This window comes from Roseococcus sp. GW821-FHT12F05 (assembly GCF_058806835.1).
In genome coordinates this window covers 122,556-140,530 of the sequence record NZ_JBXAQB010000008.1, presented here as the reverse complement: position 1 = coordinate 140,530, position 17,975 = coordinate 122,556, and the positions used below count along the sequence as shown (strand labels likewise).

Annotated in this window: 14 protein-coding genes; 5 read left to right on the top strand and 9 right to left on the bottom strand. The window is 74.3% G+C overall.

The window, feature by feature from the left end; translation table 11 throughout:
* Positions 1-18: 18 nt before the first annotated feature.
* Positions 19-1,377 (bottom strand): LLM class flavin-dependent oxidoreductase, encoded by a 1,359-nt coding sequence (locus tag AC1ROY_RS19980; RefSeq protein WP_493150628.1) that lies wholly within the window; start codon positions 1,375-1,377, stop codon positions 19-21.
* Positions 1,378-1,602: 225 nt separating this feature from the next.
* Between AC1ROY_RS19980 and AC1ROY_RS19975 the strand changes: the two genes are divergently transcribed.
* Positions 1,603-2,469, top strand: a complete 867-nt coding sequence (locus AC1ROY_RS19975) for an endonuclease/exonuclease/phosphatase family protein (RefSeq protein ID WP_493150627.1) — start codon at positions 1,603-1,605, stop codon at positions 2,467-2,469.
* Positions 2,470-2,494: 25 nt separating this feature from the next.
* Here the strand turns inward: AC1ROY_RS19975 and AC1ROY_RS19970 are convergent, their stop codons facing one another.
* Both AC1ROY_RS19970 and AC1ROY_RS19965 read right to left on the bottom strand, forming a co-directional pair.
* The gene (locus tag AC1ROY_RS19970; protein WP_493150626.1) at positions 2,495-3,403 is read right to left on the bottom strand and encodes a class I SAM-dependent methyltransferase; all 909 of its coding nucleotides are present in this window, start codon (positions 3,401-3,403) and stop codon (positions 2,495-2,497) included.
* 75 nt (positions 3,404-3,478) lie between these two features.
* Entirely contained in the window at positions 3,479-4,333 is an 855-nt protein-coding gene (locus AC1ROY_RS19965; protein WP_493150625.1) for a hypothetical protein, read from the bottom strand.
* A gap of 152 nt (positions 4,334-4,485) precedes the next feature.
* On the opposite strand from AC1ROY_RS19965, the gene AC1ROY_RS19960 reads away from it, so the two are divergent.
* From AC1ROY_RS19960 to AC1ROY_RS19945, 4 genes are all read left to right on the top strand, one after another.
* Positions 4,486-5,361, top strand: coding sequence for a Tll0287-like domain-containing protein (locus AC1ROY_RS19960; RefSeq protein WP_493150624.1), 876 nt, complete (start codon positions 4,486-4,488; stop codon positions 5,359-5,361).
* Between the two features lie 4 nt (positions 5,362-5,365).
* On the top strand, positions 5,366-6,721 hold the full coding sequence (locus AC1ROY_RS19955) for a serine/threonine-protein kinase (RefSeq protein ID WP_493150623.1): 1,356 nt from the start codon (positions 5,366-5,368) through the stop codon (positions 6,719-6,721).
* A gap of 63 nt (positions 6,722-6,784) precedes the next feature.
* Positions 6,785-7,372: a hypothetical protein gene (locus AC1ROY_RS19950; protein WP_493150622.1), complete on the top strand. Its 588-nt coding sequence runs from the start codon at positions 6,785-6,787 to the stop codon at positions 7,370-7,372.
* Positions 7,373-7,434: 62 nt separating this feature from the next.
* Positions 7,435-9,792 (top strand): serine/threonine protein kinase, encoded by a 2,358-nt coding sequence (locus AC1ROY_RS19945; protein WP_493150621.1) that lies wholly within the window; start codon positions 7,435-7,437, stop codon positions 9,790-9,792.
* Between the two features lie 135 nt (positions 9,793-9,927).
* Here AC1ROY_RS19945 and AC1ROY_RS19940 read toward each other — a convergent pair whose 3' ends face one another.
* The 6 genes from AC1ROY_RS19940 to tssF all read right to left on the bottom strand — a co-directional run bounded on the left by AC1ROY_RS19940 (position 9,928) and on the right by tssF (position 17,818).
* Complete coding sequence (locus tag AC1ROY_RS19940; RefSeq protein WP_493150620.1) at positions 9,928-10,929, bottom strand: hypothetical protein; 1,002 nt, start codon at positions 10,927-10,929, stop codon at positions 9,928-9,930.
* A gap of 73 nt (positions 10,930-11,002) precedes the next feature.
* Complete coding sequence (locus AC1ROY_RS19935; protein WP_493150619.1) at positions 11,003-11,689, bottom strand: OmpA family protein; 687 nt, start codon at positions 11,687-11,689, stop codon at positions 11,003-11,005.
* A gap of 174 nt (positions 11,690-11,863) precedes the next feature.
* Positions 11,864-13,345 (bottom strand): class I SAM-dependent methyltransferase, encoded by a 1,482-nt coding sequence (locus AC1ROY_RS19930; protein ID WP_493150618.1) that lies wholly within the window; start codon positions 13,343-13,345, stop codon positions 11,864-11,866.
* Between the two features lie 2 nt (positions 13,346-13,347).
* Complete coding sequence (locus AC1ROY_RS19925; protein WP_493150617.1) at positions 13,348-14,835, bottom strand: class I SAM-dependent methyltransferase; 1,488 nt, start codon at positions 14,833-14,835, stop codon at positions 13,348-13,350.
* A 20-nt stretch (positions 14,836-14,855) separates the two neighbouring features.
* Positions 14,856-15,992 (bottom strand): type VI secretion system baseplate subunit TssG, encoded by a 1,137-nt coding sequence (tssG, locus tag AC1ROY_RS19920; protein ID WP_493150616.1) that lies wholly within the window; start codon positions 15,990-15,992, stop codon positions 14,856-14,858.
* Positions 15,989-17,818: a type VI secretion system baseplate subunit TssF gene (gene tssF / locus AC1ROY_RS19915; RefSeq protein ID WP_493150615.1), complete on the bottom strand. Its 1,830-nt coding sequence runs from the start codon at positions 17,816-17,818 to the stop codon at positions 15,989-15,991. Before tssF ends, tssG begins: the two co-directional genes overlap by 4 nt.
* Positions 17,819-17,975 lie beyond the last annotated feature (157 nt).

The window sequence follows — 17,975 nt, the reverse complement described above, 5'->3', positions numbered from 1 at the left end:
CGCCAGCTCGGCGCGCCGTCACTTCGCCATGGCGGGCGTCTTCGCCGGGACGAAGAAGCGGTTCTCCGGCCGGACGAGGCCGAGGTTCTCGCGCAGCGTGCGGCCCTCGTATTCCCGGCGGAACAGGCCGCGCTCCTGCAGGATGGGGATCACGAGCTTCGTGAAGCGCTCCATGCCGGTCGGTACCACCGGCGCGGCGATCATGAAGCCGTCGCAGGCCTTGCCGCGGTACCAGGCCTCCAGCTTGTCGGCGACCTGCACGGGGTCGCCCTTGAAGCTGTTGCCGGCCATCTGCGGCAGCACGGTCTTGTAGGTCTGGCGCACCGTCAGCCCCTTGGCGCGGGCCATCGCCACGATCGAATGGCCGATGGCCGTGGGGCCGAGATGCTCGCCCTTGAGCTCGGGCATGGGGCCGTCGATCGGGTAGTCCGCCATCCGCGCGCCGACCATCTTGGAGAGGTAGTCGAGGCCCACGGCGACGGGGACCAGATCCTCCAGCTCCTGCAGGATGCGGTCGGCCTCCGCCTCGGTCTCGCCGACGACGACCGTTGTGCCGGCCAGGATCTTCATCTCGTCGGGCTGGCGGCCGTGCTTGGCCATGCGGCCCTTGAGGTCGGCATAGAGCCTCTGGGCGTTCTCGATTGTGCCCTCGATGGCGAAGACGCAGTCGGCCGTCGAGGCGGAGAGCTCCTTGCCGGCGTCCGACTGCCCCGCCGAGAAGATCAGCGGATGGCCCTGCGGCGGGCGCGGTGCGTTGAGCGGGCCGGCGACCTTGAAGTGCTTGCCCTTGTGGTTGAGCGCGTGGACCCTCTTCGGGTCGAGGAATTTTCCCGTCGCCTTGTCCTGCGGGAAGGCGTCGTCGGCCCAGGAATCCCAGAGCCCCTTCACGATCTCGGCGAACTCGCCTGCGCGCTCGTAGCGGTCGGCGCGGGCCACGTGCTCGTCATGGGAAAAGTTCAGCGCGTCGCCGGGGTTGGAGGTGGTGACGAGGTTCCACCCCGCGCGGCCCTTGCTGAGATGGTCCAGCGAGGCGAAGCGCCGGGCCACGCCGAAGGGCTCGTCGTAGGTCGTGGTCGCCGTGGCCACGAGGCCGATGTGCCGCGTCACCATCGACAAGGCGGAGAGCAGCGTCACCGGCTCGAAGATGCCGGGACGGTCGGAGGGCGCGGTGGCCGCGAAGAGGTCCGGCTTGTCCAGGTTGCGCACGCCGTTGCCGTCGGCGAGGAAGAGCAGGTCCATCTTCCCGGCCTCGGCGATCTGCGAGAGGCGGACGGCGTTCTCCAGATTGGCGGCGGGCCTGTCCCAGGCGGTCGGGTGGCGCCACTCGCCCACATGGCTGCCCTGGGCATTGGCGTTGGCGGCGAGGATCATGGGCATGGCGGGACGTCCGGAAAGCTTATCGGGATAGCATCGTCGCGAACCTGAAACCGATGCAAGGGCCCCGGGGGGCGGGGCGGCCGGATGGACGGCGCATGAAAACCTCGCCCTGTCCCGGCGTTCACCTCCCGAATCCGGTTGGCATGGGCCGCCCGGATGCCCATTCTTCCTGCGCATTCCTCCTGATCGAATCAGCCCCGACGCGGCCACACCGAGAGAGACTGGATGACCGCTCCGCCCCGTTCTCCCCGAACCGGCTTCCCCATCGAGATCCACGGCGCCTTCCGCCAGCTGCAGGGGGCGCTCGCGCGGCGCCGCGGGTCGGTGAACCATCCCCCGGCCGAGGCGCGGCCGGAGGGCTGCATCATGGCGGCGTCCTACAACGTCCATAAATGCGTGGGCATCGACAAGCGCTTCGACCCGAACCGCATCATCAGCGTCATCGCCGAGCTCAATGCCGACGTCCTGGCCCTGCAGGAGGCCGACCGGCGCTTCGGCCAGCGCATCGGCCTGCTCGACGCGGCGGCGCTGGAGAAGCGCACCGGCCTCACTCTGCTGCCGGTGGCCGACACGCCCGGCGGCCATGGCTGGCACGGCAATGCCCTGCTGGTGCGCGAGGGGCGGCTGCTGCGGCTGCGGCGGATCGACCTGCCGGGCGCCGAGCCGCGCGGCGCGCTGGTGGCCGAGCTCAAGCTGCCGGGCGGCCGCATCCGGGTGATCGCGGCCCATTTCGGGCTCATGCGCCGCCACCGCGCCATGCAGGCCGCGACCCTGCTGGAGGCCATCGCCGAGGGCGACCGGCGCGCCCATACCCCCATGCCCACGCTCCTGATGGGCGACCTCAACGAGTGGCGGCCGGGCGTGCCCTCCTCGCTGGTGGCGCTGGAGCGCGTCTTCGGCCCGCTGGCCGGCGGCGCGCCGAGCTTTCCGTCCCGGCTCCCCTTCCTGGCGCTGGACCGGATCCTGGGGACGCAGGGGATCGTGGCTGGGGTGGAGGCGCACAGCACGCCGCTGGCGCGCCTCGCCTCGGACCACCTGCCGCTGAAGGCGCGGATCGACCTCGGCGCCGCCCAGGTCGCCAAGGCCGCCTGAGAGGCCGTCTCTTGGGGATGGCCTCTCAGGCTCGCTGCCAGGGGCGCCACCAGGGCCGCGGCGGCGGAAGGGCGACGAGGTCCGCCGGGTGGCAATGCTCCAGCTTTATCTCCTGGCGCCTGTGGGCGCGGTGGAGGGCGACGAGGCGGTCGGCGAGTCGGCCCACCTCCGGCCGGCCCAGGGCGGCCGCGTCGAGGCCGCCCTCCGTCAGCACGCAGGCGGCCTGGCGGTGGAAGCCGGCGCGGATGTCGTCGTTCCAGGAGGGGTAGCGGCCGGCTTCCTGGAAGGCGAGCGTCGTCGGCAGGTCCCGCACCCGGCCGCTGCGGGCGATCCAGCGCAGGCCGAGGCCCCTCCCGTCGAGGAAGGCGAAGAGCGCCAGCATCTCGTTCCACAGCCAGGTGTCGTAGTTCAGCGCCTCGTCCAGGTGGATGGCCGTGCCCGGCCCGAGATGCGGCGCCAGGGCGGCGAGCGCCGTCGCCGTGGAGCTGAACAGGTCGCAGTCGATGTTGAGCATCGCGATGGGCTCGTCGAGCGCCGCGCCGAAGCCCGGCAGGGTCCGATCGAAGAAGCCCTCGATGAAGCGGCAGTTGGCCGGCAGCCGGGGCGGCGCCCGGACGGCGAAGTCCTGCTGCCAGTCGGGCCTTCCGTCCTCGGGAAAGCCGCGCAGGCTGTCGAAGCCGACGAAGCGGCGCCCGGGATGCCGGCGCGCCGCATGCCGCAGGCTGCGGCCGCGATAGACGCCGAGCTCCACACCGATGCCCGGCCGTCCCGGCGCGAAGCCGGCGCCGAGGGCGGCGTCGAGGCAGGCGTCGCGGCGGAAGCGGCCGGCGGGCAGGGCCTGGAGCTGGGGAAGGGTGGCCAGGAGGAAGGCGGCATAGCGGTCGGGCGCGACGGGAAGGTCGGATGCGAGAGCCGGGCCGGCGACGATGGGCATGCTGTCCATCGCACCACGATAGGGTGATATGAGAGCTTAATCTTCACCTGTTGGGCGAAATTCGGCCGTCCGGCATCAGCTCGCCGGCTCGAACCGCCCCTCCACTCCGGACCGATCGGCCAGCGCGATGCTCTGCGCGAAGCTCTCGCGCCGGGCGATGTTCGTCGCCGCCAGGCTGCGCAGCCGGTCCGTGCCGGCCGAGCCGCTCGTCACCTGCACCTGCGGCACCACGGTGAAGGCCGAGCTCGAGGCATAGCCGCGCGCCTGCGGGCCGGCATCGGCGAAGGAGAAGCCGCCCGGTCCCGGCCGCAGCGTCGCCTGCGCGCCGGCCGGCAGCCGCGCCACGATCGGCGAGACGTTGTCGGGCCGCAGCCGGAGCACGATCGGCGCGGACACCACCGCCCGCGGCAGCGCTCCCGAGCCGGCACGCGCGGCCGCGACGGCTGCGCGGGTGCCGGGCGAGACGCGCTCCACCGCCGCCTCGATGCGGGCGCTGCGGGCCGTGACGCTGTCGCGGATCCGGCCGCCCTGGCCGACGTCGCGGCGCAGGCGCCCCTCGGCCGCGGCCAGCCGGCGGGGCGCCTCGGCGGGGGGGATGGTGCCCGCCTCGGCATCCGCCCGGATCAGGCGCACCTCGGTCCAGCGGCAGTAGAGCAGGGCGTCGAAGGCGATCTGCAGCCGCTCCAGCGCGACGTTCTCGCGCACCAGCTCGGCCTCCAGCTCCTCCTGCGTGGGCGGGGCCGTGCGGCGCGGCGGCTCGCCGAAGAGATCGCCGGTCGAGACGAAGACCACCACCTGCGGCCCGCAGGGGTCGGCCGGATCGGCCGCGACGGGGGTGGAGGCCGGCGGCGCGGGCGGCACGCAGGCGGCGAGCAGGCCCAGCGCGCCGGCGAGGGCGGCGGCCCGGAAGGGCGGGACGACGATGGACATGGCGGAACCTCAATCTTTGGGAAAGATGCTAGACCATGCCCGACGGGAGTCGAGCCGGCGCATGTTCCGCCCGTTTCCCACCTATTGTTACATCGGAGCCTATAGGTTTCCCCTATCTTGCGTGGATCGCACAGACCGACATGATCGCCGCCATGGGGATTCGCACAAAGTTCAACCTCGGCCTTCTGGCAGTCTTCGCCCTGGCTTTCGCTGCCGCCTGGGTCTTCCTGGACCGGCAGTTCGTCACCACCGCGCGCAACGAGGTGCTGCAGAACGCCCGGGTGATGCTGAGCGCCGCCAACGCCGTGCGCGAATACACGGTGCGCGACGTGGTCCCGGTCGTCACGCGCAACAATCCCGGCTGGATCGCGCCGCTGACCGTGCCCTCCTACGCCGCGCAGACCAACCTCCGCACCATGCGCAACGAGCATCCGGACTACACCTACAAGGAAGCGGCGCTGAACCCGACCAACCTCAACGACCGGGCGCTCGACTGGGAGGCGGATTTCATCAACAGCTTCCGCAACACGCCCGGCCTGACGGAGATGATCGGCGAGCGCGAGACGCCGACCGGCCGCGTGCTCACCCTGTCGCGCCCCATCACCATCCGCGACGAGGCCTGCCTCGTCTGCCACTCCACGCCCGAGGCCGCGCCGCCGCGCATGGTGCAGGTCTACGGCGCCGCCAACGGCTTCGGCTGGCGGATGAACGAGACGATCGGTGCGCAGCTCGTCTCCGTGCCGATGAACGTCGCCCTCGGCAATGCAAGGCGGAACCTGCACAGCGCCATGGCCATCCTGTTCGGCACCTTCCTGAGCATGATGCTGGTGCTCAACGCGCTGCTGCACGTGGTCGTGATCCGGCCGGTCACGCGCATGTCGCACGCCGCCACCGCCGTCAGCCTTGGGCAGGAGGGCGGCGCCGTGGAGTTCGAGGCGACGGGCAAGGATGAGATCTCCGAGCTCGGCCGTGCCTTCACCCGGATGCGGCGCAGCCTCGACCAGGCCGTGAAGATGCTGGGCGAGTGACGCCGTGAGCGAGGCCGCGCCGCTCGCGCGCTTCGGTCGCTACCTGGCGCTGGAGGAGCTGGGCGCGGGTGCCATGGGCCGCGTCTACCGGGCGCACGACCCGCTGATCGACCGCACCGTCGCGGTGAAGACCATCCGCGCCGACCTGCTGGAGCCGCAGGACCGGCCGGAATTCCTCGAGCGCTTCCGCACCGAGGTCCGCGCCGCCGGCCGCTGCGCGCATCCGTCCATCGTGGCCGTCTACGACTTCGCCGATGACGCCGACCCGCCCTACATCGTGATGGAATTCGTGCAGGGGCGCAGCCTCTCCAGCATCCTGCGCGGCGACCCGGCGGTTCGCGCCGCCGCGGTGCCGCGGCTGACCCAGGCGATGCTCCAGGTGCTGGACGGGCTGGGCGCGGCGCATGCGCTGGGCGTGGTCCATCGCGACATCAAGCCGGGCAACATCATGGTGACGCCCCAGGGCCAGCCGAAGATCGCCGATTTCGGCATCGCGCGGCTCGGGCTCTCGGCCCTGACGGCGGCGGGCGGCGTGGTCGGCACGCCCTCCTACATGGCGCCCGAGCAGGCCATGGGCCATCCGGTGGACCAGCGGATCGACCTCTTTGCCGCGGCGGCCATGCTCTACGAGATCCTGCTGGGACGGCCGCCCTTCGCCGCGCCCAGCCTGGCCGAGACGCTGCTGCGCCTGACCGCGCCCGAGCCCGCGGACCTCGGCGCCCTGGCCGGCACGACGATGGGCGAGGTGCTCGCCCGCGGCCTCGCGAAGGACCGGAATTTCCGCTTCGCCTCCGCGCAGGAATTTGCCGAGGCGCTGCGCACGGCGCTCGCCGGGGGCGTGCTGGCCGAGGAGGCCACGCGCGTGCTGGCCCCGCCGGCGCCGCCCGGCGGAACCCTGGCGGGGTCCGCCTTCAACCCCGCGCTGGTCGAGCGCCTGCGCGCGGACCTGGCGAGCCGGCTCGGGCCGCTGGCGATCACGCTGCTGCGCCGCGCCGTCGCCGCCTCCACGAGCGAGGAGGAGCTGCTGCGCGCCTGCGCCGCCATGATCGAATCGCCGGAGGAGCGCGTCGCCTTCCTCAGGCTGCACGGCGCCGCCGTCGAGCCCGCGCCGCCCTCCGCCACGGCGGCCCGCACGCCGACCCTGGCGTCCGGCCAGCCCTTCGGGCTTCCGCCCGGCACCCGCGAGGCCGCGACCCAGGCGCTGGCCTTCGTGGTGGGGCCGCTCGCCAGGGTCCTGGTGCAGAAGGCGGTCGGCCAGGCGGCCGACGCGGATCATTTCGTGGAGCTGCTCTGCGCCCATGCCACGCCGGAAGAGGCGCCGGCCCTGCGGCGCAAGCTCGCCGGCCTGTTCCGATCGTAATTTGCGGCGCTTGCCGTCGCATGCTGTCGTCGCCGGCACCAACTTCCGACTGACATGCCCCTGTTGCTCCGATCCTGGCCGCTGCTGCTGATCCTCGGCCTCTCCGCCTGCGCCGCCCCGGGCGCAGCACCGTCCCCCGACGCCTGCGCCCCGGCCGCGGCCCTGCTCGGCCGCCAGATGGCGGTCAGCGGCGTCGCGCCGCCCGGCGAGGGGCCGCGCCGGCCCGAGATGATCGCCGCGCTGCGGCTGGCCAACCTGCATCTCCTGCTCTCCCAGGAGGCGGCCTCGCGGCTGTTCGAGTGCCGGTCCGCCCAGGCCCGCGCGGTGCGCCAGGACCAGGCCGCCGGCCGCATCTGGCGGATCACGGCCGAGATCCGCATCGCCCGCATCCGCACCGCCCTGCGGGAGGAGATCGAGGCGGCGCTGGATGTCTCGGAGCGCATCGGCGCCGCCGATGCCGCGCTGGTCGCCGCCGCCTCGGCGCAGGCTGCCACGCCGGCGCCGTCCTCGCCCGCCGAGCTGCGGCAGGCGGCGGAGCTGCGCGGCCTCGTCGCCACCAACGCCGCCCGGCGCGAGAGCTTCGGGGCGACGGTGCTGCTGGCCGGGCAGCTCACCGACACCGAGATGGACCGCGAGGAAGCCAGCCGATAATGCCTGCTGGCAAGCGCGGGCATCGGCGGTAGTCTGGACCATAACAGGAGGCGGCAGGGTTCATGGCGGTCCAGCAGGTCGGCAAGTACGAGATTCGCGGTCGCCTCGGCGCGGGTGCCATGGGCACCGTGATGGACGCCTTCGACGTCGTGATCGAGCGCCGCGCCGCCCTGAAGGTGATCCCCAGGCCCGCCGCCGGCGATGTCGAGGGGCAGGAATCCCTGGCCCGCTTCAAGCGCGAGGCCCAGGCGGCCGGACGGCTGAACCACCCCAACATCGTCGCCGTCTACGACTATGGCGAGGACCACGAGAACGCCTGGATCGCCATGGAGCTGGTCGAGGGCGGCACGCTGAAGCAGGTGCTCGACCGCGGCGAGCGCTTCGCGCTGCCCGAGATCGTCCGGCTGATGGAGCAGATCCTCGCGGGGCTGGACTACAGCCACAAGCGCGGCGTGGTGCACCGGGACATCAAGCCGGCCAACATCATGCTGACCTCGGACGGCACGGTGAAGATCGCCGATTTCGGCATCGCCCGCATCGAGAACTCCTCGATGACGCAGGTGGGCACGGTGATGGGCACGCCGAGCTACATGGCGCCCGAGCAGCTGCGCGGCGAGCCGGTGGATGCGCGGGCCGATATCTGGGCCTCGGGCGTGCTGCTGTACCAGCTGCTGACGGGGGAGAAGCCCTTCGAGGGCGGCTTCTCCGCCGTGCAGCACAAGGCCATCCACACCGAGCCGACGCCGCCCTCCAGCCTCTCCGTGACGGCGCCGCGCGCCTTCGACGCGGTGGTGGCCAAGGCCATGGCCAAGCGCCCGGAGGACCGCTTCGCCTCGGCCGCCGCCTTTGCCGAGGCGATCCGCGGCGCGCTGAGCGCGCCCCCGGCCGCGGCGCCGCTGCCCATGGCCGATGCCGACGCGACCGTGGTCTCCGGCACGGTGCGCCCGGCCGCGCCGCCGCCGGCCCCGGCGGCCGCCGCCGCGCCGCCCCCGCCGCCCAGGGCGAAGAGCGGCCCGCCCGTGATGCTCATCGGCGGCGGCGTGGCGGCCGTGCTGGTGGCCGGCGCGGCGGCCTTCATGTTCCTGGGCAACGGAACGACGCCCGCGCCTTCGCCGGCGCCGACGACGGTCACGCTGGCGCCGACCCCCGCGCCGTCGCCCGTGCCCGCGGCGCCGTCGACGCCCTCCGCGCCGGTTGCGGCGACGCCCTCCGCGCCGGTTGCGGCGACGCCCTCCGCGCCGGTTGCAGCGCCGCCCTCGGCGCCCGCGCCGCGCCCGGCGGATGTCGCCGTCGTGCAGCCGGCGCCGGTCGCGCCCAGCCCGGCGCCCGTGCAGCCCAGCCCGGCCGCGCCGCTCCCGGCGCCGGTCCAGCCGGCGCCCTTCGTCCCGGCGCCGGTACCCGTGGCGCCGGCCCCGACGCCCGTACGGCCGGCGCCCACGACGCCCCCGCCTTCGACGCTGACGCCCTCGGCGCCTGCGACACTGACCCCCGCGGCGCCTGCGACACTGACCCCCTCGGCGCCTGCGCCGCTGACCCCCGCGGCGCCGGCGCCGCTGACCCCCGCGGCGCCGGCGCCGACCCCCTTCACGCCGGCGCCGTCGACGCCCCTGCTCGTGCCGGCCGCGCCCGCGCCCAGCCCGGCGCCGTCCACGGCTCCGCAGGGCAATTCGGGCACCGCCTCGTCGCCCGGCACCTTCCCCTCGGCGCCGCTCCAGCCGGCGGAGCGGCCGACGCCGCCCCAGCAACTCGCCCTCGCGCCCCGCCCCGCGCTCGACTTCCGCGCCGCCGCCCGTGCGGCCGCCGCGGCGCCGGCCTGCGGCCTGATCGCCGCCTCCGCCACCGACGATGCCCTGACGCTGGAGGGCGTGCTGCGCCGTGGCGAGGATGGGTCGCTGCGCCGGGCGCTCGCCGCGCGCGACATCCCGCTGGCCTCGACCCGCCTCGCGGTGCAGGGCTTCGACGGGCCCTATTGCCCCGCGACGGACGTGCTGCGCCCCTATCTCGCCCCGCCCGATGCCGCGCCGCGCGTCCGTCCCGTGGGCAACCTGCCGCTGGTCAACGGCCAGCTCCTGCGCTTCGACGTGACCATGCCGGACTGGGGGGGCAACCTCTACGTCGCCTATTTCATGAGCTCGGGCGAGGTCGCGCATCTCGTGCCCTCGGCCCCGCACCAGGCCAATGCCACGGTGCGGCTGGGCGAGCCCCGGGCCGGCTTCCCGGGTTGGGAGGTGAGCGAGCCCTTCGGCACCGACCTGCTGGTGGCGATGGTCAGCGAGGGGCCGCTCTTCCCCGCGCCGCGGCCCGAGGTGGAGAAGCAGGAGACCTATCTGGCCGCGCTGGGGGAGGCGCTGCGCAACGCCCGGGCGCAGAACCGCCGCGTGCTGGTCCGGCCCTTCGTCATCGAGACGGCGGCGAGATAGTCCTAGGCCCTCAGACGCCGGGCGGCGGCTCCGCCGCCTTGGCTTCGCCGCGCCGCTGGAGCGCCCGGCCGAAAGGTGGAGTGGGCGGCGCCGGCCGCCGTGCGGCCGGATTCCGGCAGGTACCTCCCGGCTCCCTCACGGCTCTTCGGGCGCGCCGCTCCGCAACATCCCGCGGATCCGGTCCGCCTGCCCGTCCGACCAGCCGAGATCGCGCGCCGGGTCGAAGAAGCGCCGGTCGGGCGTGTAGAGCAGATAGGCCATGGCCTCGTTGGCCATCACCTCCTCCTGCCTGACGTCGTAGCCCTCGGCGTCGAGGAAGCGCCGCACGGCGTCGCGCTCGGCCTCGGAGAAGCCGCGCTCCCAGACGCGCATCACATGCGCCGCGAAGAAGGGCAGGGTGAAGAACTGCCCGTGCCCCAGCTCGTGCCGCAGGATGGCGGCGCGCATGGCCGCGTCCACATGCGGGCCCAGCGCGGGAAGGGTGAGGAAGGCCGCGTCGCGCGAGCGGTCCACCCGCCGCGCCAGCTCCACCTGCTCCCGCACCCAGAGCTCCAGCGGATTGAGCGCCACCCCGTCGCGCTCGGCCCATTCGAAGAAGCGGGCGAGGTCCGAGGCGCGATAGTTGTGGCCGAAATACCAGGTGGAGGGGGTGCGGCGGTCGGCGGCGATGGCGGCCGCCAGCGCCTCGTCGCCGAGCACGCGGTCGCGCGGGGTGTGCGCCTTCTCGAGCAGCGCGGCCATGCGGTTCATGGCGCGGCCCTGGAGCTCCAGATTCGGGAAGTCGAGCAGCCAGACCAGCGGATTGGACGCCCAGCGCATCGCCATGGGCTCCACGGCCCGGTTGGCCAGGATCTCGGCGACGGAGAGGGCGGGCGGTCCTTCGGGCGGGGGCGGCGGCTCCGCGGGCGGGCGGGCGGGCGGCGGCTCCGGCTCGGGCAGCGGCCCGGCCGGGCGGCCCAGCCACCACCAGGCGCCGCCGCCGGCCGCGGCGAGCGCGACGGCCCCCGCGCCGATGCCGATCCAGAGGCCGGTCAGGCTCCGGCGGGGAATCTCCGGCGGGGGCGGAGAGGGCGCGGGGGCCGTCGCACGGCCCGTGGCGGCCGCCCGCGGCAGGCGTACGGTGTCGTCCTCGTCCATGGCCGTTTCCTCGCGCCCCGGTGGTGAGGCCAGTCGGTGGGACGGCGCCCGCGCGGGGCGCCGCCGGCGCGGCTCAGCCGCCCATGTTCACCACCTGGACGCGCCGGTTCCGCGACTCCGAATACTGGTCGGGCGTTGGCACGAGGAGCTGGCTCTCGCCCATGCCGACGGCCACGAGGCGGTCCGGCATCACGCTGAACTGGGCGCGCAGGAACTCGGCGACCGCCTCGGCGCGGCGCTGGGAGAGCGCCATGTTCATGTTGGCGTCGCCCACCGTGTCGGTGTGGCCCTCGATGCGGAAGCGGTAGGGCGCGAGCTCGGGCGAGCTCAGCGCGCGGCCGAGCGAGGCGAGCGAGGCCTTGGCCTGCGGCGTCAGCTCGGCCGAGCCGGAGGCGAAGTTCACGGTGATGGAGACCGCGGCGACGCCGGCCGGCGCGGTGGTCTGGCGCGGCGGGGGCACGGGGGCCGGCGGCGGCCGGTTCACGGCGACGCCGCCGCCCGGCTTGCCGTCGTCCGCGCGCCCGGCGGGCGGCTGCGGCATGGCGGGCGTCAGCGTCGGCGGGGGCGCGGTGACGGTGCCCGTGTCGCTGCCCGGCATGCGGATGCCGCGCGTCTGGCCCTCCGTCGGGCGAAGGCGCTCGATGAGCTGGCGGGCGGCGGGATCGTCCTGGGCGAGCGCGGCGCCGGCGAAGGGCAGGGCTGTCGTGCCGATCAGGGCGCCGGTGGCGCAGAGGGTGGCGTAAAGGATGGATCTCGACATGGTGTGCCTCTCCTGGGTGGCCGTCATTCGGCGGGCGGCCCTCAATCGACTTGTGCCTACAGAACCAGCGGATCGTGGCGAAGTCATGGGAAGAATTGTCACATGCGCCGCGTCGCAGTGGAACTTGCGGAAAACGCCCGGGAAACCGCCGCGGCGGCATTCCCGGGCCGATTGTCACAGCACGCCGAAGCGCTGCCAGACCGGGATGCGCTCGGCCCAGCGGTCCGCGATGATCTCCGCCGCGCGCTCCTGGCCGGCGGGGCTCAGGCCCGGCTGGAGGCGGCGGGCCAGCGCCAGCGGATCCTCCGGATCGGCGCCCTCCAGCAGCGCCGCGACGAGGGCGAGGTCGAGCGCGCTGGCCGGCAGGCCGCCGGCCGCGACGGGCGAGGCGAGGGCGAAATGGCCGGTGCCCTCGCCATCGGGCGCATGGATGGCGGCGGCGACGAGGTTGAAGCGGGTCGCGGCGGCGGCGCGCTCCGGCGGGCGGAAGACGGGCAGCACCATCTCGGTCCCCGTCAGCAGCGCCAGCACCTCCCCCGGATGCAGCGCCTCGGCCGCGAGGGCCCGCAGCGCGCCGATCGGCCGGGGGCCCTCCGCGAGGCCCTGGGCGATCGCCTTCCAGGCCCGCTCCGGCAGGGCGGCGCGGCCGGTGCCGGTGCCGAGGATGGGGCTTTCCTCCGGGATATCAGCGCAGGCGGCGATCACCACCGCATCCAGCGCCTCGACCGGATCGGTGCGGCGCCCGCCGCGGATGAAGACGTCCGCGCGGAAGGCGCGGGGCAGGCAGAGGTCCTTCAGGAACTCGCGCGGCGCGCCCTCCGGCAGCCTGCCCATCACGGCGAGCTGCGGCGGGTCGCAGACCAGGCCGGGCACCGCCTCGAAGAGGTTGCTGCTGCCGACGAAGTCGAGCTTGGCCGGCTCCAGCGCGGCGCAGAGGTCCTCGAAGAAGACCGGCCGCCAATGTGCGGTCAGGAACTCGTGCGCGACGAAGGCGGGCTCCACCACCGGCGGATCGGCCAGCAGGCGCCTCAGCATGGCCGTCTCGCGCAGCGGCAGGTGCCCGGCCATGCCGCGCAGCCGCTCCAGGGCCGTGGCGGCGGCCGCCTCGGCCTGGCCGGGATGCGCGCCCACGGGGCCGGCGAGGTGCCGCAGCAGCCGCTGCAGGGCGAGGTCCGCGCCCGCGGCCGGCAGCGCGTTGTAGCCGAGATAGGCGAGGCCGCCCGGCTTCAGCCGGCGCGCCAGCAGCCGCACGATGCCCTCGCGCACCTCGTCCGAGACCCAGGACCAGACGCCGTGCACCATGACGACGTCGAGCGGCGGGATGCGGTCCAGCCCGGCCTCGTCCATGGCGGCGAGGTCGGCCTCGAGGAAGAGAGCGTTGCCGAGGCCCGCGCGGCCGGCGGTCTGCATCGCCTCGGCGATATGGACGGGGTTGTGGTCCAGGCCGATCACCGTCCAGTCGGGATTGGCGGCGGCCAGGGTGTTCGCGGCATAGCCGCGCCCGCAGCCGATATCGGCGACGGTCATGCGCGTGCGGGGCTGCCAGTCGACGCCGCCGGCGGCGCAGACCATGGCCATGTGGGCCGGCGTCTGCGCCGGCTGGTAGGCGATGCCGTAGGTGCTGCCGGCGACGTAGCCGTGGGACCAGTCCGCCATGGTCAGATGATCCCGAAGCGCCGCCAGATGGCCGGGCGCTCGCGGAGCAGCTCCTCGATCATGCCCCCGGCGGCCTCCAGGCCCTCGGCGCTGATGTCGGGCAGGATGCGTGTCGCGATCGTCGCCGGGTCGGGCAGGTCGGGACCGGAATCGCCCAGCTGGCAGGCGACGGCGAGCTCCATCCAGGTGCAGGGGATGCCGGCCGCCGTGACCGGCGAGGCCATGGCGTATTGCCCGCCGCGCCGGCCCTCGCGCGCATAGGTCTCGGCGACGGTGCGGTTGAAGCGCTGCGTCGCCTCGCTGGGGCCGACGTCGCGCAGCACGGGCAGGACGAAGCCGGCGCCGGCCAGCACGGTCAGCAGCTCGGCGGCGTTGGGGTTGCGGTCCGCGGTCAGGCTGCGCAGGCGGCCGAGGCTCTGCGGCCCCTCGCGCAGGGCTGCGGCGATCGGCTCCCAGAGCGCCGGCCCGAGCTCCGCCGAGCCCACCGGCACGCCGATGCTGGGGCTCTTCTCGGGCAGGTTCTTGCAGGCGCCGAGCACCAGGCGGTCCAGCGCGAGGACGGGGTCGGTGCGGCGCAGCCCGCGCACGAAGACGTCGCGGCGGAAGGGGCGCTGCAGCACGAGGTCCTTCATCAGCTCGCGCGCCGGGCCCATGGGCAGGGATTCGTAGATCCCGCGCTGCTCGGGCGAGAAGAGCAGGTCGGGCACGTTCTCGTGGAAGCCGACGCTGCCCACGTAGTCGAGCTTGGCGGGCGCCAGGTCGGCGCAGAGGTCCTCGAAGAAGACCGGGCGCCAATGGGCCGTCAGGAACTCGTGGGCGAGGTAGGCGGCGTCCATCTCCGTCTCGTCCTCGGCGATGCGCTTCAGCATGCCCGTGGGCAGCAGGTTGGCGGGCTTGGTGGCGTGCAGCGCGCGGATGGTCGGGATGACGGCCCGGGCCTTCTCCGGCGAGGAGCCGAGCGGCTGGAGCGCGGTCAGGTGCCGGAACAGCCGCTGCAGCGCCATGTCGCCGCCGAAGCCGGGCAGCGCGTTGTAGCCCATGTAGCAGAGCCCGCCCGGCTTCAGCCGGCGCGCCAGCAGCCGCACGATGCCGGCCCTGACGGGGTCGGACACCCAGGTCCAGACGCCGTGCACGCTGACCACGTCCAGCTCGGGGATCTGGTCGATCTCGGCATCGGTCATCTCGGCGAGGTCGGCCTCGACGAAGGTGGCGTTGTCGATCTGCGCCTTCTCGGCCAGGGACGCGGCCTCGGCGATATGGGCCGGGTTGTAGTCGAGGCCGAGGACCGTCCAGCCGGGATTGGCAGCGGCCAGCGCGTTGACCGTGTAGCCGCGGCCGCAGCCGATGTCGGCGACGTTCATGCGCGCGGTCGGCTGCCAGTCCACGCCCATCATGGCGCAGATCAGGGCGAGGTTCCCCGGGGCCTGCGCCGCCTGGTAGGCGAAGGTGTAGGGGCTGTCGGCGACATAGCCATGGGCCCAGGAGGTCATTCGAAATTCCTTGAAGGAGTTCAGATCGGCGGCGGGCGGAGGTACGCGTCGCGGGCGGGGGTGCGGCGGGGCCTGGAGGCGCCCATCCAGGAGGTGAGGCCGAGGCGGCCGCCGCCGCCGCTGCCCGTGCCGGTGCTGGTGGCGGGCACGGCATCGGCCGCCAGGATGGGGTTCAGCACGAAATCCTGCTCCGGCCCGACGAAGAGCCGCGTCAGCCCGCAGATCTGCTCGAAGAGCGGCTGGCCCGGCAGCAGCCGCGCGAAGGATTCGGCATCGAGCGGCCCGAGCCGGATGATGAAGCGCGCCTGCGGGTCCCAGACCTGCGCGCCGACCGCCGCGTCCACGCCGAGGCGCCCATGCGCCATCCCGACGCGCGACTGCTCCGTGACCGGCAGCCGCAGCCAGCCGCCGGCGAATTCGACGATCTCGACCTCGGCGCCGGCCTCCTCGGCGAGCATGGCGCGCAGGCGCTCGGCGCTGCGGGTGCGGGCGGCGAGGTGGCCGGCATGGTAGCGCAGGCTTTCCGCCGGCACGGCGAGGCGGCCGGCCAGGCCCGCCGTCCCCATGCCGATCGACGCGTCCAGCGCGCGGCGGGCCGGGCCGGAATCGCGGGCGGGCCGGTACTTGGCGCCGGCGCGGACCCACATGCCGGTGAAGCGGCGGGCCAGCATGTCGAGGAAGGCGTGCAGGGCCCGGCTGCGGTTGCGGAGCTCGGCGCCCGTGGTGGCGGTGTAGTGCCGCGGCAGGGTGCCGCCCGGGCCGATCAGGCCGAAGAGCGGCGAGGTGAGCGCGCCGGTCTCCGGATTGGCCGCGGTCACCTCGGAGAGCGGCAGGCCGAGGCGCGCGACGCTCGCGAAGGGCAGCTCCACCGCGTCGCGCTCGCGGGCGATGACGAAGGCGGCCTGGTCCAGGTCGAAGCGCTCGGGATGGGCGGCCAGCGTGGCCATGGGGCTCGGCGCGGGCGCGCCGGGCGGGACGGCGAGCGCCTCGGCCGGCTGCTCCAGCACCTCGGCCTCCGGCGCGGCGATGGTGACGACGGGCGGCGCAGACTCTTCCGGCGGCGCGGCCTCGGGCTGGGGCGGCGCGGGCGCAGGGGCCGGCGCGGCGGGGACCCGCCGGACGACCATGGTGGCTTCCGGATCGTCCTCGTCGCTCACAGCAGCACGCGCGTCCCGCTGCGCGGGGCCCAGTTCGCCACCGGCGTCTGGCGTCCACGGAGATAGGCCCGCGTGCGGACGAAGCCGTTCACCGAGACCTGCAGCGCCAGGAAGCGCTCCAGCACCGCGCCCAGCAGGTAGAGCCCGCCCGAATGCCAGGCCTGCGCGTCGAAGGTCAGCGAGACCTCGAGCCCGCGCACGAAGACGCCCGGGCGCTGGCCGGGAATCCGCGCCACGCCCGGCCCCGAATTCACCGCCACCAGCGCCGCGATGGCCGTGCGGCTTTCGGGCGTGTCGCGCAGGTCGTGCAGGCGCAGCATCTCGCGCAGCGCGACGGCCGCGCTGTCGCCGCCCATCACGCCGAGGTGGTTGAGCGCGAGATGCGAGACCAGCCGCCAGGCGCCGCGCTCGCCCAGCCTGGGCCGCAGCGTCGAGGTGGGCGCGGAGAGGCATTCGGCCCGCGAGGCCGGGCAGGTCGGCTCGGCGATGCGCAGCCGCGGCTGGCCGCCGCCGAAGGGCAGCAGCTCCGGCAGGTCGCGGTTGCAGCAGGTGGCGTTGACGGTGAGCACGCCGTCGGCCGGCGCGTCGGGATCGAAGTTGAGGTCGCGCAGCATGAGCCGCGTCTCGGTGCCGGTCAGCGAGGCAGGGGCGGGGCCGCGCATCGCGATCCACTGCATCGGCGCGGCATCCTCCTCGGCGGAGCCGTCGCGCGCCAGCCGCTGGAAGGGCAGCACCATGCGGCGGGCGCCGTCGGGGCGGCTCTCGCGCACCTCGTCGATGCTGTGGATCTCCAGCGCCGCCGGGCGCCGCGCGTCGGGGATCACCAGCCAGTCGGACTGCGTGCCGTCCATCGGGATGGGCTCGCAGCGCTGCGGGAAGAGGTTCACCGCCGGTGTGCAGTGCAGCGCCAGCGTGTCGAGGCCGACGGTGCGCTCCAGCTCCGGCGCGGCGCGGTTGAGGTAGACGAAGATCTCCAGCTTGTTGCTGTGCTGGAGCAGGCTGCGCGCCTCCAGCCCGTCGATCTCCAGGTAGAGGAACTTCTCGGGGTGCGCGAAATACTCGGTGAGCAGCCGGTGGCCGTCGAAGGCGCGGCGCGGCCAGGGCAGGGCGGCCTGCTCGCGCTCGAAGCCGAAGGGGCGGATCTTCTCCGGGCCGATGAGGGTGGGCGAGGCGTCGCCCGGCCCGTCGGCCAGCGCGATGCCGACGCAGGCGGTGGCCAGCAGCTCGTGCAGCCCGGCGGCGACCTGCGGCGCGCCGCGCAGGTGCAGGCGCAGCATGTCGAGCCCCATCTCGGAGAAGTTGAGGTCGGGGACCTGGGCGCGCAGCGTGATGCGCAGGCAGCCGGCCGCGCCCGGCGCGCGCGGATTGGCGGGCGCCGCGAGCGGCAGGCCCATGAGCCTGACGGCCTCGATCACGACGGGCCAGAGCGTGACCTCGTGGCAGGTGACGTAGCGCAGCGGCTCGCCGCGCACGGGCTCGGTCTCCAGCGGCGTGCCGCGGGGGGCGACGGCCGGGCCGCGGGCCTCGTCCTTGGGCTGGAGGCGCACCGTGGTCATGCTCGGCACGGGCGCCAGGAGGTGCGGCGAGAGCAGCTCCAGCAGGGCGTCGGTGATCTCGGGCAGCTCGTCCTCGAGGCGCTGCTGCACCCGGCCGCCGAGGAAGGCCACGCCCTCCAGCAGGCGGTCCACATGCGGATCGTCGACCGTGCCGTCGGAGGTGACGCGCAGCCGTCCCGCGACCTTGGGATAGGCCTCGGCGAATTCGCCCGCGAGGCGGCGCAGGGCGGCCAGCTCGCGGTTGTAGAAGGGGAGGAGGCTTTCGCTCATGCCGTCCGGCCCCGGAGCGAAGCGAAGGGATCAGCCGGCCGGCCAGCGCCTGTCCGGCCCCGGAGCGAAGCGAAGGGATCAGCCGGCCGGCCGATACGGCGGATGGCGGCGCGCCGTCGCGCCCTGGCGGAACGAGAGGATATGTCGGGGCGCGCCA

Excerpts from the sequence above, each read along its gene's own strand:
- AC1ROY_RS19980 (WP_493150628.1), bottom strand. The coding sequence starts at position 1,377 with ATGCCCATGATCCTCGCCGCCAACGCCAATGCCCAGGGCAGCCATGTG.
- AC1ROY_RS19975 (WP_493150627.1), top strand. The coding sequence starts at position 1,603 with ATGACCGCTCCGCCCCGTTCTCCCCGAACCGGCTTCCCCATCGAGATC.
- AC1ROY_RS19970 (WP_493150626.1), bottom strand. The coding sequence starts at position 3,403 with ATGCCCATCGTCGCCGGCCCGGCTCTCGCATCCGACCTTCCCGTCGCG.
- AC1ROY_RS19965 (WP_493150625.1), bottom strand. The coding sequence starts at position 4,333 with ATGTCCATCGTCGTCCCGCCCTTCCGGGCCGCCGCCCTCGCCGGCGCG.
- AC1ROY_RS19960 (WP_493150624.1), top strand. The coding sequence starts at position 4,486 with ATGGGGATTCGCACAAAGTTCAACCTCGGCCTTCTGGCAGTCTTCGCC.
- AC1ROY_RS19945 (WP_493150621.1), top strand. The coding sequence starts at position 7,435 with ATGGCGGTCCAGCAGGTCGGCAAGTACGAGATTCGCGGTCGCCTCGGC.
- AC1ROY_RS19940 (WP_493150620.1), bottom strand. The coding sequence starts at position 10,929 with ATGGACGAGGACGACACCGTACGCCTGCCGCGGGCGGCCGCCACGGGC.
- AC1ROY_RS19935 (WP_493150619.1), bottom strand. The coding sequence starts at position 11,689 with ATGTCGAGATCCATCCTTTACGCCACCCTCTGCGCCACCGGCGCCCTG.
- AC1ROY_RS19930 (WP_493150618.1), bottom strand. The coding sequence starts at position 13,345 with ATGGCGGACTGGTCCCACGGCTACGTCGCCGGCAGCACCTACGGCATC.
- AC1ROY_RS19925 (WP_493150617.1), bottom strand. The coding sequence starts at position 14,835 with ATGACCTCCTGGGCCCATGGCTATGTCGCCGACAGCCCCTACACCTTC.
- tssF (WP_493150615.1), bottom strand. The coding sequence starts at position 17,818 with ATGAGCGAAAGCCTCCTCCCCTTCTACAACCGCGAGCTGGCCGCCCTG.